The organism is Actinacidiphila acidipaludis (assembly GCF_019890725.1).
Lineage (GTDB): Bacteria > Actinomycetota > Actinomycetes > Streptomycetales > Streptomycetaceae > Actinacidiphila > Actinacidiphila acidipaludis.
Genome location: NZ_JAINZZ010000004.1, coordinates 258225 through 272531, shown reverse-complemented (window position 1 = coordinate 272531; position 14307 = coordinate 258225). Strand labels below are relative to the sequence as shown.

Sequence of the window (14307 nt, the reverse complement as noted above, 5' to 3'; positions counted from 1 at the left end):
TCCCCAGGGAGGCGCCCCCGGCGCGAGCAACCCCGTTCCGGCCGGAAGGGTCCGGCTGCGGCGGCCACCACCCACCCCGGGGGAAGCACCCCGGTGCACCCGGGCGAACGACACGAGCCGCAGCCCGGGAGGGGGCGCCCCGGTGTGCCCCGGGCGGATAGGGGGCGGCCTCCCCGGCGGGGGTTATGCGGAGGCGAGGGGGAGGGCCGCGGCGAGGCGGGCGAGGGCGGCGTCGTCGCGGGGGAGGGCCGGGTGGACGGGCCCGTCCGCCGTACCCCAGCGGGAGGCGATCTCCGCCGCGGGCTCCCCGGTGAGCAGCGACGCCGCCTGCACCGCCGCCCCGAGGGCGACCAGTTCCGCCGCCCGCGGCACCTGCACGTCCCGCCCGGACAGCCGCCGCACCGTCCGCAGCCAGGCCGCGCCCCGCGCCCCGCCCCCGATGAGCAGCAGCGGCTCCGCCGACCCCGTGGCCTGTGCGCCGTCCACCGCCAGCACCTGGTCCAGCGCGGCCAGCAGCGCGTACACCGCGCCGTCGTAGGCGCCCTGCAGCACCTGCCCGGCCGTCGTCTCGTGACGCAGGCCGGTCAGCAGACCGGAGGCGTACGGGAGGTTCGGGGTCCGCTCGCCGTCCAGGAACGGCAGGAACGCGACCGAGCCGCCGTCCTCGACGTCCTCCCGGTCGCGCCCGAGCAGCGCGGCCACCTTGTCCACGGCCAGCGTGCAGTTGAGGGTGCAGGCCAGCGGCAGCCAGCCGCCGTCGGCCGCCGCGAACCCGGCGACGGTGCCGGTCGCGTCCGCCGGGCGCCGCCGCGACACCGAGTACACCGTGCCCGAGGTGCCCAGGCTGAGCACGGCCCGCCCGGGGGTGAGGCCGAGTCCGAGCGCGGCGGCCGCGTTGTCGCCGGTGCCCGCGCCGACCAGCGCGCCCGCCCGGACCGGCAGCCCGCCGCGCACCTCGCCGGCCCGCTGCCCGGGCCCGAGCACGGCCGGCAGCAGCGCGGGGTCGAGCCCGACGCCGGCCAGCAGTTCCTCGTCGTACTCCTCGCGGTCCGAGGCCCACCAGCCGGTGCCCGACACGTCACCGCGGTCGGTGACGGCAGCGCCCGACAGGCGCTCGGTGAGGAAGTCGTGGGGGAGGCGCACCGCCCGGGCGGCGGCCGCGGCCTCCGGCTCGTTCTCCCGCAGCCACGCCCACTTGGCGACCGTGAAGCTCGCGCCGGGTACCGAGCCGAACCGCTCGGCCCACCACTGGGCGCCGTGCCGTTCGACGAGCGCGGCGGCCTGCGGCGCCGACCGGGTGTCGTTCCACAGCAGCGCCGGGCGCAGCGCCTTGCCCGCAGCGTCGAGCACCACCAGCCCGTGCTGCTGCCCGCCGACCGCGATCGCCTCGGCGCGCGCCGCGTACGGGCCGATCTGGGCGAGCGCCGCCAGCAGCGCGTCCCACCACACCTCGGGGTCGGTCTCGCGCCCCGCGCCGGTGCTCACGGTGTGCGGGGCCTGCCCGCGCGCCAGCACCTCACCGGTGCCGGCGTCCACGGCCAGCACCTTGGTGGACTGCGTGGAGCTGTCCACGCCCAGTACGACCCGCCCGCCGGCGCTGCCCGCACCCTGTGCCGCCATGTGAACCGATCCCTTCGACAGGCCTGTGACGGAAGCCGGCGCCGTGCCCACTTCCCATCCTCGGCCTCGCATACTAATTTGTTCAACAGTCTGACGAATAGGAGCCGACCATCATGACTTCCACCACGCCCCCGGTCCCCGGGCACCTCACCCCCGGCCCCGAGCACAAGTTCACCTTCGGTCTGTGGACGGTCGGCTGGCAGGGCCGCGACCCGTTCGGCGACGCCACGCGCGCCGCCCTGGACCCGGTGGAGTCCGTCAACCGCCTCGCCGAGCTGGGCGCGTACGGCGTGACCTTCCACGACGACGACCTGATTCCGTTCGGGTCGTCCGACACCGAGCGCGAGGGCCACATCAAGCGCTTCCGGCAGGCGCTGGACAGCACCGGGATGAAGGTCCCGATGGCCACCACCAACCTCTTCACGCACCCGGTCTTCAAGGACGGCGCGTTCACCGCCAACGACCGCGACGTGCGGCGTTACGCGCTGCGCAAGACCATCCGCAACATCGACCTGGCCGTCGAGCTCGGCGCCACCACCTACGTCGCCTGGGGCGGCCGCGAGGGTGCGGAGTCCGGTGCCGCCAAGGACGTGCGGGCCGCCCTGGACCGCATGAAGGAGGCCTTCGACCTGCTCGGCGAGTACGTCGTCTCGCAGGGCTACGACCTGCGGTTCGCCGTCGAGCCCAAGCCGAACGAGCCGCGCGGCGACATCCTGCTGCCGACCGTCGGCCACGCGCTGGCGTTCATCAACGCCCTGGAGCGCCCCGAACTGGTCGGCGTCAACCCCGAGGTCGGCCACGAGCAGATGGCCGGGCTGAACTTCCCGCACGGCATCGCGCAGGCGCTGTGGCACGGCAAGCTCTTCCACATCGACCTCAACGGCCAGAGCGGCATCAAGTACGACCAGGACCTGCGGTTCGGCGCCGGCGACCTGCGCGCCGCCTTCTGGCTGGTGGACCTGCTGGAGTCGGCCGGTTACGAGGGCCCGCGGCACTTCGACTTCAAGCCGCCGCGGACCGAGGACTACGACGGCGTGTGGGCCTCCGCGGCCGGCTGCATGCGCAACTACCTGCTGCTCAAGGAGCGCGCGGCGGCGTTCCGCGGCGACCCCGAGGTGCAGGAGGCGCTGCGCGCCTCGCGCCTGGACGAGCTGGCCCGCCCGACCCTCGGTGACGGCGAGACGCTGCAGGCGCTGCTCGCCGACCGCAGCGCGTACGAGGACTTCGACGCGGACGTCGTCGCGGCCCGCGGCATGGCCTTCGAGCGGCTCGACCAGCTAGCGATGGACCACCTGCTCGGCGCGCGCTGACCGCCGGCCGGCGCCGTCGTCCCGGGCGGGCCGCCCCGCCCGGGACGACGACCGCCGTACGTTCTCCGGCGGCCCCCGGCCGGGTCGCCCGGGGGCGGCCCGGCCGGCGACCCTCACGCCGAGCGCGGGCCGCGCTTGAGCGGCCAGGCCCAGTGCGTGGCGGGTGCCTGCGCATGGGCGGGGTCCGGGGCGGGGACGACGGCCAGGGCCACGGCCAGCAGCAGCGAGCCGGCCAGCCCGTCGAGCCAGTAGTGGTTGGCGGTGCCGACGACCACCAGCAGTGTGATCACCGGGTGCAGCAGCCACAGCCACCGGTAGCGGGAGCGCGTGGCCGCGATGAGCCCGATCGCGATCGCCAGCGCCCAGCCCACGTGGAGCGAGGGCATCGCGGCGAACTGGTTGGCCATCGAGTCGCCGTCGGGTTTGCCGTAGACGGCCGGTCCGTACACCGAGGCGGTGTCGATCATGCCGGTGCCGGGCGCCAGGCGCGGCGGCGCCAGCGGGAAGAAGCAGTGGCCGAGCAGGGCCAGCAGCGTCTGGATGACGATCGCCCGCCGGATCCACAGGTAGTGCGCGCGGTGCCGGGCGAACATGTAGCCCAGGAAGATCACCATCGCCGGGAAGTGCACGGTCGCGTAGAGGTAGTTGGCCAGGTGCACCACCCAGTCCCAGTGCAGCATCAGCCGCTGCACGCCCTGTTCGCTCGGGAAGTGCAGGGCGCGTTCGAAGCTCCAGACGCCGTCGGCGTGGTGGTAGGCCGCCTCGGTATGGCCGTTGGCCACCTTGCGGCCGTACTTGTAACCGGCGTCCACGCACAGGAGCAGGACGAGTTCGGGCAGCAGCCGGGGCAGGCGCGCCGGCAGGGGGAGCGAGGGGAGCCGGGCCGTCCGGCGCGGCCGTCCGGCCCGCGGGGCGGGGACCTCGTCGCCCTTTCCCGGGCGCGGCTCGTCCGGTCCGGTGTCCGCGGGACCCGTCTCGCCGGGTCCGGTGTCCGCGGGGGATGTCCCGTGTGGGTTCGCGCGCACGAAGGCCTGCCCTCTCCGGCGGTGTGCTCCGGTGGGTCACCGCCCGTCCAGCGTCACGTCGGCACCTCGTCCCCGAGGTCATCCTGCCCCGCGCCTCCCCCGTGAATTCCGCAGGATCTCCGGCCGTCGGCGCGTCGTGTCCGCGGCGAAGGCCACTGCAACGAGTGTGGCCAGTGAACGCAAGAAGCGCACAAGTGAGTGCAGCTTGACGTCAGAGACGCGAAATCATCGTGCAGAAGCCTTGTGAGGGGCTCCGGGCGCGCCCTACTGTCGCCTCACCTCGATGGGACCCGACAGAAACGAGCTTTCGATGTCACGGAGCAGCACAGGCGCCGAGGCGGGGCGGGCCGCCGGCCGTCCGCGGCGAAGAACCGCGGTGCGCACGGCCGGGTTCGGCGCCGCCACCGCGGTCTCGGCGGTCACCGCGTTCACGCTGGGGCTCGGCGTGCTGGGCGGCGGGACCGCGCTGGCCGGCACCGGCGCACCGGCGGCCGGCCCGGTGGTGACGCGGGCCGGGCTCGACCCGGCGCTGGTCGAAGGCCGCGGCGCCAACGTCGGCTTCGCCGAGCAGGAGGCGGAGCACGCCGCCACCGACGGCACGGTCATCGGCCCCGGCCGGGACGCCTACACCCTCCCCGCGGAGGCGTCGGGCCGCAGCGCGGTCACCCTCAAGCCCGGCCAGTACGTCGAGTTCACCCTGCCGGGCGCGGCCAACGCGATCAACGTGCGCTACAGCATCCCGGACGCGCCCGCGGGCGGCGGCATCACCTCGCCGCTGAACGTCACCGTCGACGGCGGCCACCGCACCACGATGACGCTCACCTCGCAGTACGCCTGGCTCTACAACCTCTATCCGTTCTCCAACGACCCCACCGCGGACGTCTCGCACCCGGACTGGTGGGTCACCGAGTGCGGGTGCGTGCCGCAGGACACCACGCCCACCCCGGTCTTCGCCAAGCCCTTCCGGCCCAACCACTTCTACGACGAGCAGCGACTGCTGCTCGGCCGGACCTACCGGGCCGGCCAGAAGGTGCGGCTGACCGTGCCGGCGGGGGCCGCGACCACCACCGTCGACCTGCTCGACTCCCAGCTCGTGGCGCCGCCGAAGATCGACCTGGGGGCCGCGAACGTGCTCGCCTTCGGCGCCGACCCGACCGGCCGCCGCGACTCGGCGGACGCCGTCGACCGGGCCGTCGCCTTCGCCCGCCGCGCCCACCTGAAGGTCTACATCCCGCCGGGCACGTACCAGGTGAACCGGCACATCATCGTCGACGACGTCACCATCGAGGGCGCCGGCAGCTGGTACACGATCATCAAGGGCCACCAGGTGGACCTGGTGACCCCGGCGCCCGGGGGTACCGCCCAGCCCGAAGGGCCTGGGGGAGGCAGCGTGCACACCGGTGTCGGTTTCTACGGCAAGGACGCCTCGGTGGGCGGCAGTTCGAACGTCCACCTGTCCGGCTTCGCGATCGAGGGCGACGTCCGCGAGCGCATCGACACCGACCAGGTGAACGGCATCGGCGGCGCGCTCAGCGACTCCACCGTCGAGGGCCTGTACATCCAGCACACCAAGGTCGGCATGTGGTTCGACGGGCCGATGAGGAACCTGCGGATCAGCGGCAACACGATCGTCGACCAGATCGCCGACGGCATCAACTTCCACACCGGCGTCACCGACTCCACCGTCTCGGGCAACTTCCTGCGCAACACCGGGGACGACGCGCTGGCGATGTGGTCGGAGAAGGCCGAGGACGCGCGGGACACCTTCGACCACAACACCGTGCAGACGCCGGTCCTCGCCAACGGCATCGCCGTCTACGGCGGCACCGACAACACCGTGTCCGACAACCTGATCGCCGACCCGATCCGCGAGGGCAGCGCCCTGCAGGTCGGCTCCCGCTTCGGCGCCCAGCCGTTCACCGGCCATCTGTGGATCACCGGCAACACCACGGTCCGGGCCGGGACGTACGAGCTGAACTGGAACATCGGGCTCGGCGCGATCTGGTTCTACGCTCTGGAACGGAACATCGACGCGGACATCCAGGTGACCGGCGACGACTTCCTGGACAGCACCTACAACGCGATCATGCTGGTCTCCGACTTCCCGGTGAAGGACCTGTACTCGATCACCGACGTCCACTTCAAGGACATCCGGGTGGACGGCACCGGCACCTCGGTGCTCAGCGCCCGTACGGCCGGCGGCGCGACCTTCCAGAACGTCGAGGCCCGCAACGTCGGCGCGGTGGGGATCAACAACTGCGGGTCCTTCCACTTCACGCCCGCCGGCTCGGAGTTCACGGTGACCGACCTCGGCGGGAACGACGGCGGCGGCACGACCGGTCCGTGGCTCGCGCCGTGGGAGCTGCCGAACACCATCACCTGCGACGACCGGCCCGCCGTGGTCCCGCCGCCCGCGCCCTCGGCGTGGTGACGGTCCGCTGATCCGCTCGTCCGCGACGCACCACCTCTGAACGGGGGGGCCGGCCGCCCGGGACACCGTGTCCCGGGCGGCCGTGCCATGTCGTGCCCAGGGCCGTCCCGGTCGTGCTGCTATAAGCAATTCATGATGTTTGCCTCATAGCACTGCAGACCGGGAGCAACTATGATCTACGGCTGGTCGTCGTGCGGCTGAACGGCGCCAGCGGTGGCGGCGGGCGAGGCCGTGACACGGCGGGTGCCGCCGGCGCTCGGCGGGACCCACCGGACGGGCGGGGCGAGCGGGGCGGGCCGGCACCGCACGGCGTCGACGCGCCCGGCGCCTGGCTGCGGACCCGCGCCTCCCCGCCCGCGCAGGCCGCGGCCGCCGCGCTCCTGGTGCTGACCGTCACCGAGATCGCCGGCTCGGCCGCCAACGGCATCGACAACCGGGTGCTGGTCCGGGCCGGCCGTGCGCTGCTCGACGGCGGCTCGCCGTACGCCGACAAGCGGCTGCTCTACCTGCCCAGCAGCGTGCTGCTGGCCGTGCCCGAGGCCGAACTCGGCCCGCGCGTCCTCCAGGTGCTCGTCCCGGTGGTCACCGCGCTGCTGATCCTGGCCGGCTGGTGGGCGGCGCTGCGCATCTTCGACGTGAGCCCGCGCAGCAGGCTCGGCGTCGCGGGCGCAGGAGGGCTGGCCTACTTCGCGCCCTTCCGCAGCGAAGTGGGCCTGGGCAACTGGACGGTGGCGTCCGTGCTGGCGCTTCCGGTCGCCCTCGGCCTCGCCGCCCGCAACCGCTGGACGGCGGCGGCCGCCGTGGCCGGCGCGGCGATCTGCTGCAAGCCGATACTGGTGCCGCTGGCGCTGCTGTTCGTGCTGGCCCGCAGATGGCGGGCGCTGGCCGTGCTGGCCGGCATCCCGCTCGCGGCGTCCGTGCTCGCCGCGCTGCTCATCCCGCACCCCGGGCTCCTCGCGACCAAGACCCTGCCGTTCCTGCTGCACGGCCAGGACGCGTACGCCCGGCCGTACGACGCGTCGCTCGGCACCGTGCTGCCGCGGCTCGGGATGCCGCACACGGCGGCCGCCGCCGTCGCCGTCGCGCTGGCCGTGGCGGGCGTGCTGGCGGCCCGGGCCCGCTGGCGGCGCGGCGGCGACCAGCGGCTCCGCCTGGTGGAGACGGCGAGCATGCTCATGCTGTCCGCTTTCGTGGCGTCCCGGCCCGCGTTCCTGCACTACGTCCTGGTGATCCTGCCGGTGCTGCTCGCCTCGCTGCCGCTGCGGGCCTCGGTGCCTCGGACGCCCTGGTTCTGGATCGTCCTGCTGCCGCAGAACGGCGCGCTGCTCCTGCCGTCCCTGGAGTCCTTGCAGCGGCGGGCGTTCCGGGACGCGGTGATGCTCGCCGGCCTCTACGCCGTCCTGGCCGTCCGCTGCCTGCGCCGCCCCGGCGAGGACCCCCGCGGCCGCCTCCTGGGCAGCGCCACCAGCCCGGCCACCTGCCCGATGCCGACCGGCGCCCCCGCAGGCCGCTCACGCTGACCGCCCGCCGGGCCGGTGGCCCCCCGGGTCATCCGCCGCGGACATGGGGTCGGTGACCGCGGGTCCTATGCGGTGGGTGTGGGGCCGACGGTCCCGGGGTGCGCTGCGGCTTGCGCGGGGGTGACGGCCTGCGGGCCCCGCGTCGACGGTGGCGCGTCGGCGGTCCCCGGGTCCTCCGCCGCGGGGGCCGGGTCGGCGGCCCCCGGGGCCTCCGGGGCTTCCGGGGTCTCTGCTGCGGGAGTCGCGTCGCCCGTCGCCGCGTTCTCCGTTTCCGACAGCAGGCGGCGGAGGGGGGTGGTGTCGGGGGCGGGCGCGGAGGCCGCTTCCACTGCCGCGGGCAGGCGGGTGGCGACGTCCGGGGGGAGGACGAGGCGGATCGGAGCGCCGGACCACGACAGTTCCCAGTGGGCCTTGTCCGCATGGGCCAGTGCCAGGTGGGCGAGTGCGGTGAGGCCGTCACGGACCGCGGACCGCAGCTCGTCCGGGGAGTTCTGCGGGGTTCCGGACCCGGCCAGGGGCAGCCGGGGCGCGATCTCGGTCCACAGCCGGCCCGCGTCGATCGCGTCCAGCGTCTCCTCGATCGTCGGCAGCATCGCGGCGTTCCCGCCGCGCACCGCGAACACGGCCTTGCGCAGCGGCTCCGCGGCCGCCGTGGCCGCCGACCACCCCTTGCTGCGGAACAGGTCCGCCCACCCGACCCGCCGGAAGCCCGCGACCTCGGCCACGAGGGTGGCCGACTCCACCGAGGCCAGCACGGCCGCACGGTCGCGGAGCAGCGACAGCCCGGCGGGCGCCGACGGGTCGTCGGGCCGGCCGTCGTCCGGCAGTTCCTCGATCAGCCGCACCCGTTCGGCCGTCGGCGGGTGCGAGTCGTACGGCGACTGCTCCTCCTCGAGCAGGCCCGCGCGCATCCGGGCCAGCTCCTCGCCGCGGTCCGAGTCCGCCAGCAGGTGCCGGAAGCCGCCGTAGAACTCGCCGGCCGGCGGCAGCAGCGACACCTTCCGGCCGGCCGTCGCGTACCGGGTCACGTAGAAGCCGAACGCCGTGCTCAGCAGCGGCACTTCGCGCAGGGCCGCGGCCGTGGTGCGCCGGCCCACCGCGAGCGCCGCGGCGCGGTCGGCGGCCAGCTCCTGGCGGCGCGCCACCGACTGGGACGCCCGCAGGTAGAACCGCGCGTACCGGACGTACAGGTTGCCCAGAAATGCGTGGCCGCGGCTGCCGTCCGCCGCGCCGGCGCGGAACGACTCGATGGTGTGCGTCATCGCGACGCGGCCGCGCATGGTGATGCCCGCCAGCCGGGTGTCACGGTGACCGTAGTGGCCGAACTCGTGGGCCAGCACGGCCCGCAGCCGCGGCACCGTGAGCCCGGTGAGCAGCGGCACGCCCAGGTAGAGGCTGCGCCGGCCCGGCACCAGGCCCAGCAGCCGGGTGCGTTCGGCCACCGCGGCGTTGACGTCGCCGATGAGCACCACACGGTCGGGGGCGCGGGTCCCCGCGAGCCGGGCCGCCTCGCCGACCTCGGCCCACAGTTCGGGCTGCGCCCGCGCGGTCACCTCGTAGCCGTCGGGGCCGTCGTCCCCCTTGCGCCGCACCAGGGCGAGCATGCCGTCGAGCACCGGCACCGTCAGCGCCAGCGAGATCAGCAGCAGCTTGACCAGGGCGAAGAGTGCGTGGCCGTGCAGCAGCCCGACGACCACGAAGGCGTCGAGCGTGAGAACGAGGCCCAGCAGGACCAGGCCCATCAGGTAGAAGCCGGCAAGCAGCAGCAGCGCGCGGGCAGCGCGCAGCGACGCGTTCATCGGAAGGTCCCCCCACAGGACGGCGAACCCCGTACCGCGCGGTCGCCGCACGGGAGTTCGAGCAGGAGCGGATCATACCGTCCGGCGCGCGCCGTCGCCCGGTGGCCGCGGGCTCCCGGGCGGCTACGCTCGGCGGCATGAGCGATGAGCACAGCGAGCACCGCACCGCAGGCGCCTCCGGTCACTCGGGCCACGACAGCCGGCACTTCGAGACGCTGGCGATCCACGCCGGCCAGCCGGCGGACGCCACGACGGGCGCGGTCGTGACCCCGATCTACCAGGTGTCGACGTACAAGCAGGACGGCGTCGGCGGCCTGCGCGGCGGCTACGAGTACAGCCGCTCGGCCAACCCGACCAGGACCGCGCTGGAGGAGAACCTGGCCGCGCTGGAGGGCGGGCGCCGCGGCCTGGCCTTCGCCAGCGGTCTGGCCGCCGAGGACTGCCTGCTGCGTACCCTGCTCGCCCCCGGGGACCACGTGGTGATCCCCAACGACGCCTACGGCGGCACCTTCCGGCTGTTCGCCAAGGTCGTCGAGCGCTGGGGCGTGCGGTGGTCGGTGGCCGACACCTCCGACGTGCAGGCGGTCCGGGACGCGGTCCGCCCGGAGACCAGGCTGATCTGGGTGGAGACGCCCTCCAACCCGCTGCTGGGCATCACCGACATCGCCGCGCTGGCGGACGTGGCCCGGCAGGCGGGCGTGCGGCTGGTCGTCGACAACACCTTCGCCAGCCCCTACCTGCAGCAGCCGCTCGCGCTCGGCGCGGACATCGTCGTGCACTCGCTGACGAAGTACATGGGCGGGCACTCCGACGTGGTCGGCGGCGCGCTGGTGACGTCGGACGCCGAACTGGGCGAGCAACTGGCCTACCACCAGAACGCGATGGGCGCGGTGGCCGGCCCGTTCGACGCGTGGCTGGTGATGCGCGGAGTCAAGACGCTCGCCGTGCGGATGGACCGGCACTGCGCGAACGCCGGGCGGGTCGCCGAGATGCTTTCCGCGCACCCCAAGGTGACGCAGGTGTACTACCCGGGCCTGGAGACGCACCCCGGGCACGAGGTGGCCGCCAAGCAGATGAAGGCGTTCGGCGGGATGGTGTCGTTCCGGGTGGCCGGCGGCGAGGAGGCGGCGGTGCGGGTCTGCGACCGCGCGCGGCTGTTCACCCTCGGGGAGTCGCTGGGCGGCGTGGAGTCGCTGATCGAGCACCCGGGACGGATGACGCACGCCTCGGTCGCGGGCTCCGCGCTGGAGGTGCCGGCCGACCTCGTCCGGCTCTCGGTCGGCATCGAGGCGGTCGACGACCTGCTGGCCGACCTCACGCAGGCCCTGGGCTGAGGCCTGGCCGTCGGACGACGTCAGGGCCGGCGCCCGCGAGGGCCCGGCTCTGACGGTCCCCGCTGATGCGCCGGCCCGCTCATGACGTGAACCGCCTTGCTCATGGGCCGGCCCGACCGGCCTCTTCCCGGCCGGGAGCCGAACCCGGCCCGCCCGCGCTCCGTTCGGGTCGGTCAGTTCGGCCCGCTCGTCGGCCACCAGTTGTCCGGGACCGGCGGCGCCGAGTGGTCCGGCCAGGCCAGGACGGCCAGCACGATCCCGGCGATCGCCGCGGCGGCGAGCAGCGCCCACAGCACGGTGTGCTCGATCCTGCGGCGGCGCACGATCCGCCGCCCGCGCAGCACCGCGCGGGCCGCGAGGTCCACGGGCACGACGGGGTGCGGGGTGTCGAGCAGCCGCCGCACCTCCTCGTCACGCCGGTTGGGCAGCGGGCTCACGGCGTGCCCTCGTAACGGTGCGAGCCCTGGCGGCGGGCGCCAACCGGCGCGGCGACCGCCGGATCGCGGGTGGCGTCGCCGCCGTCCGTACCGGGCGTGCCGGCGTCCGTACCGGAAGGCGCGTCCGCCCTTCCGCCATGGGTGTTCCTCGGGCGGGCGGCCCGCTGCTGCGCCGCCGTGGTCCGCGCCTCGGTGACCGACGCGGCGGGCGCCGGAGCGGGACGGCTGCGCAGTGTGGCGGTGGCCCGGGCGCAGATGGCCCGGACGCGGTCGGCCGGCAGCCCGAGCTGGGCGGCGGTCTGCTCCTCGGCGACGCCCTCGAAGAACCGCAGCGTGACGACCAGGCGCTCCTGTCCGGTGAGCCGGTCCAGGTCCCCGCCGCGCGGCCGCCGCCACCACGGCCGGTGGTGGAAGCGGCGGACGAGTTCGCTCCTGGCCTGCTCGTACGGGTCCTCCGCGCGCATCCGGAACCAGTCGGCGTAGACCCGCGCGAGCACGACGGTCAGCAGCCGTTCCGCTTCGGCGGGGTCGCCGGTCAGCAAGGTGGCGGAATGCAGCAGTCGGCCCCCCGCGCCGGCGGTGAACGCCGCGAACTCGGCGTCCCGTCGGCTGTCCGCTGCCGCCCGGCGTCTGCCCACGCCGCCATGGGACGGCAACCTCGCGTTCAGGTCAACCCCCTTGGCTGTCTCCGGGGACGACGGCGGCGACACCGGTGCCGGCCGGTTCCGGTGCGACCGCGGAGGCGGGAGCGCCGGGCGCCCCGGCGGTCCCGGGCACGGTGGCCGTACGGTCCGCAGGGGACACGTCGAGCGCGGCGGGAGCGCCGGGAGCGCCGTCGTCGGACTCGTCGCGCTGCCCGAGCCCCGCGTGCCACTCGGCGAGCGCGGTGTTGAAGCGGACCAGCAGGTCGGTGAAGACCTCCCGCTCCTGGGCGGTCCAGTCCTCGGTGACCTCCGACATCAGGCGACGCCGCGAGTCGCGGACCTCCTCCAGCCGGCCGCGGCCGCGCGGCGACAGGGCGAGCACCACGGCCCGGCCGTCCTCCGGGTGCGAGGTGCGCTTGACCAGTCCGGTGTCGACCAGCGGCGCCACCTGGCGGGTCACCGTGGAGGAGTCGATGCCCATCGCCTCCGCGAGCGCCTTGACGCCCATCGGCCCCTCCCGGTCCAGCCGGTTGAGGAGCAGGTAGGCGGCACGGTCCATGGAGTTGCGGGCCTTGCCGACGCCGCCGAGCCGCGTCTGTTCCGCACGGCGGGCGAAGAGGGCGACCTGGTGCTGGAGGCGCTCGAGGAGGTCGGTCGAGGACTCCGGGGGGTTGGACATGACCTTGAAGCTCGCGATCTGATCGGCCCTGCCGAAGGGGCGGGACGGCGGAAGTTGGGAGAAGAGTACGCGGACCGGATGGCCTCGGGACCCTTCCCGCGGAAACCCGGACCGGGTCCTGCAGGCCGGCCGGAGCGCCGCCCGCCCGTGGTACCCCCATGGTCCCGCCGCGGCCGGCCGGCCGCCTGTTCTGCCGCGTGCCGCAGACCTCCAGGTGAGCGCGGCGCGCGTGGCCCCCGACCGGAACTGGGAGACTGGCCCCATGAACCGAACGGCGCCCCAGTCGATCACTCTCGACGACATCCGCGGCGCGCACAAAATGCTCTCCGGGGTCGCCCGGGTCACCACGATGGAGGGCTCGCGCCACCTGTCGTCGCTGGTGGGAGCACCTGTGCACCTCAAGTGCGAGAACCTGCAGCGGACCGGCTCGTTCAAGATCCGCGGCGCCTACGTGCGGATCTCCGGTCTGCGCCCGGAGGAGCGGGCGGCCGGTGTGGTGGCCGCCAGCGCCGGCAACCACGCGCAGGGAGTGGCGCTCGCCGCCTCGCTTCTCGGCGTCCACTCGACCGTCTTCATGCCGGTCGGCGCCCCGCTGCCGAAGGTCGCCGCGACCCGTGAGTACGGCGCCGAGGTGCGGCTGACCGGAACCGTCGTCGACGAGACGCTGCACGCGGCCGGCGAGTACGCCGACGAGACCGGCGCGGTGTTCATCCACCCCTTCGACCACCCCGACATCATCGCCGGGCAGGGCACGGTCGGCCTGGAGATCCTGGAGCAGTGCCCGGAGGTGCGCACCATCGTGGTGGGCATGGGCGGCGGCGGGCTCGCGGCCGGGCTGGCGGTGGCGGTCAAGGCGCTGCGCCCCGAGGTGCGGATCGTCGGTGTGCAGGCGGCGGGCGCGGCCGCCTATCCGCCCTCGCTGGCGGCCGGCCGGCCGGTGGCGCTGGGCTCGGTGGCGACCATGGCCGACGGCATCATGGTCGGGCGCCCCGGGGACGTGCCGTTCGCGGTGATCCGCGACCTGGTCGACGAGGTCGTGACGGTCACCGAGAACCAGCTCTCCTCGGCGCTGCTGCTGTGCCTGGAGCGCGCCAAGATGGTGGTGGAACCGGCGGGCGCCAGCCCGGTGGCGGCGCTGCTCGCGCGGCCGCACGCCTTCGAGGGCCCGGTCGTCGCGGTGCTGTCCGGCGGCAACGTCGACCCGCTGCTGATGCAGCGCATCCTGCGCCACGGCATGTCCGCGGCCGGCCGCTACCTGTCCCTGCGGCTGCTGCTCACCGACCGGCCCGGCGCGCTGGCGACGCTGCTGGGCGTGTTGTCAGTGGTGGACGCTAACGTCACGGACATCAGCCATGTGCGGACCGATCCCCGGCTGGGCCTCACCGAGGCCGAGGTCGAGCTGCACCTGGAGACCAAGGGACCGGAGCACTGCACGGCGGTCACCGCCGCCCTGCGGGACGCCGGGTACACGGTGCTCGCCTGAGCGACCCTGAAGGACCTGAACACCA

10 protein-coding genes and 1 pseudogene are annotated in these 14307 nt (G+C 74.6%); 5 read left to right on the top strand and 6 right to left on the bottom strand.

All coding sequences use genetic code 11. The features are described 5' to 3' along the window. Positions 1–183: 183 nt before the first annotated feature. Entirely contained in the window at positions 184–1620 is a 1437-nt protein-coding gene (gene xylB / locus K7862_RS05870) for a xylulokinase (protein ID WP_222961307.1), read from the bottom strand. A gap of 113 nt (positions 1621–1733) precedes the next feature. On the opposite strand from xylB, the gene xylA reads away from it, so the two are divergent. Further along, on the top strand, positions 1734–2930 hold the full coding sequence (gene xylA, locus K7862_RS05865; protein ID WP_222961306.1) for a xylose isomerase: 1197 nt from the start codon (positions 1734–1736) through the stop codon (positions 2928–2930). A 113-nt stretch (positions 2931–3043) separates the two neighbouring features. Here xylA and K7862_RS05860 read toward each other — a convergent pair whose 3' ends face one another. Further along, positions 3044–3955, bottom strand: a complete 912-nt coding sequence (locus K7862_RS05860) for a phosphatase PAP2 family protein (RefSeq protein WP_308011858.1) — start codon at positions 3953–3955, stop codon at positions 3044–3046. 310 nt (positions 3956–4265) lie between these two features. On the opposite strand from K7862_RS05860, the gene K7862_RS05855 reads away from it, so the two are divergent. Next, the gene (locus K7862_RS05855) at positions 4266–6386 is read left to right on the top strand and encodes a glycosyl hydrolase family 28-related protein (protein WP_222961305.1); all 2121 of its coding nucleotides are present in this window, start codon (positions 4266–4268) and stop codon (positions 6384–6386) included. A 191-nt stretch (positions 6387–6577) separates the two neighbouring features. Continuing rightward, positions 6578–7906 carry a glycosyltransferase family 87 protein gene (locus K7862_RS05850; protein WP_308011857.1) on the top strand — a complete coding sequence of 443 codons (1329 nt, stop codon included), beginning with the start codon at positions 6578–6580 and terminating at the stop codon, positions 7904–7906. Positions 7907–7971: 65 nt separating this feature from the next. Here the strand turns inward: K7862_RS05850 and K7862_RS05845 are convergent, their stop codons facing one another. Continuing rightward, entirely contained in the window at positions 7972–9705 is a 1734-nt protein-coding gene (locus K7862_RS05845) for a M48 family metallopeptidase (protein ID WP_222961304.1), read from the bottom strand. A 137-nt stretch (positions 9706–9842) separates the two neighbouring features. Here K7862_RS05845 and K7862_RS05840 point away from each other — a divergent pair, with 137 nt between their 5' ends. Continuing rightward, complete coding sequence (locus K7862_RS05840; RefSeq protein ID WP_222961303.1) at positions 9843–11039, top strand: cystathionine gamma-synthase; 1197 nt, start codon at positions 9843–9845, stop codon at positions 11037–11039. A 173-nt stretch (positions 11040–11212) separates the two neighbouring features. Here K7862_RS05840 and K7862_RS05835 read toward each other — a convergent pair whose 3' ends face one another. The 3 genes and pseudogenes from K7862_RS05835 to K7862_RS05825 form a co-directional block, all read right to left on the bottom strand. After that, the gene (locus K7862_RS05835; protein WP_222961302.1) at positions 11213–11476 is read right to left on the bottom strand and encodes a hypothetical protein; all 264 of its coding nucleotides are present in this window, start codon (positions 11474–11476) and stop codon (positions 11213–11215) included. Next, positions 11473–12114, bottom strand: coding sequence for a sigma factor-like helix-turn-helix DNA-binding protein (locus K7862_RS05830; protein WP_222961301.1), 642 nt, complete (start codon positions 12112–12114; stop codon positions 11473–11475). Before K7862_RS05830 ends, K7862_RS05835 begins: the two co-directional genes overlap by 4 nt. A gap of 214 nt (positions 12115–12328) precedes the next feature. After that, positions 12329–12799, bottom strand: a pseudogene (locus K7862_RS05825) (MarR family winged helix-turn-helix transcriptional regulator); the annotation flags it as partial. A gap of 262 nt (positions 12800–13061) precedes the next feature. Between K7862_RS05825 and ilvA the strand changes: the two are divergent. Beyond that, positions 13062–14282, top strand: a complete 1221-nt coding sequence (gene ilvA / locus K7862_RS05820) for a threonine ammonia-lyase (protein ID WP_222961299.1) — start codon at positions 13062–13064, stop codon at positions 14280–14282. Positions 14283–14307: the final 25 nt, after the last annotated feature.

What these genes read in the sequence shown, in the direction of transcription:
- xylB (WP_222961307.1), bottom strand. Translation starts at nt 1,620, where the DNA reads ATGGCGGCACAGGGTGCGGGCAGCGCCGGCGGGCGGGTCGTACTGGGC.
- xylA (WP_222961306.1), top strand. Translation starts at nt 1,734, where the DNA reads ATGACTTCCACCACGCCCCCGGTCCCCGGGCACCTCACCCCCGGCCCC.
- K7862_RS05855 (WP_222961305.1), top strand. Translation starts at nt 4,266, where the DNA reads ATGTCACGGAGCAGCACAGGCGCCGAGGCGGGGCGGGCCGCCGGCCGT.
- K7862_RS05845 (WP_222961304.1), bottom strand. Translation starts at nt 9,705, where the DNA reads ATGAACGCGTCGCTGCGCGCTGCCCGCGCGCTGCTGCTGCTTGCCGGC.
- K7862_RS05840 (WP_222961303.1), top strand. Translation starts at nt 9,843, where the DNA reads ATGAGCGATGAGCACAGCGAGCACCGCACCGCAGGCGCCTCCGGTCAC.
- ilvA (WP_222961299.1), top strand. Translation starts at nt 13,062, where the DNA reads ATGAACCGAACGGCGCCCCAGTCGATCACTCTCGACGACATCCGCGGC.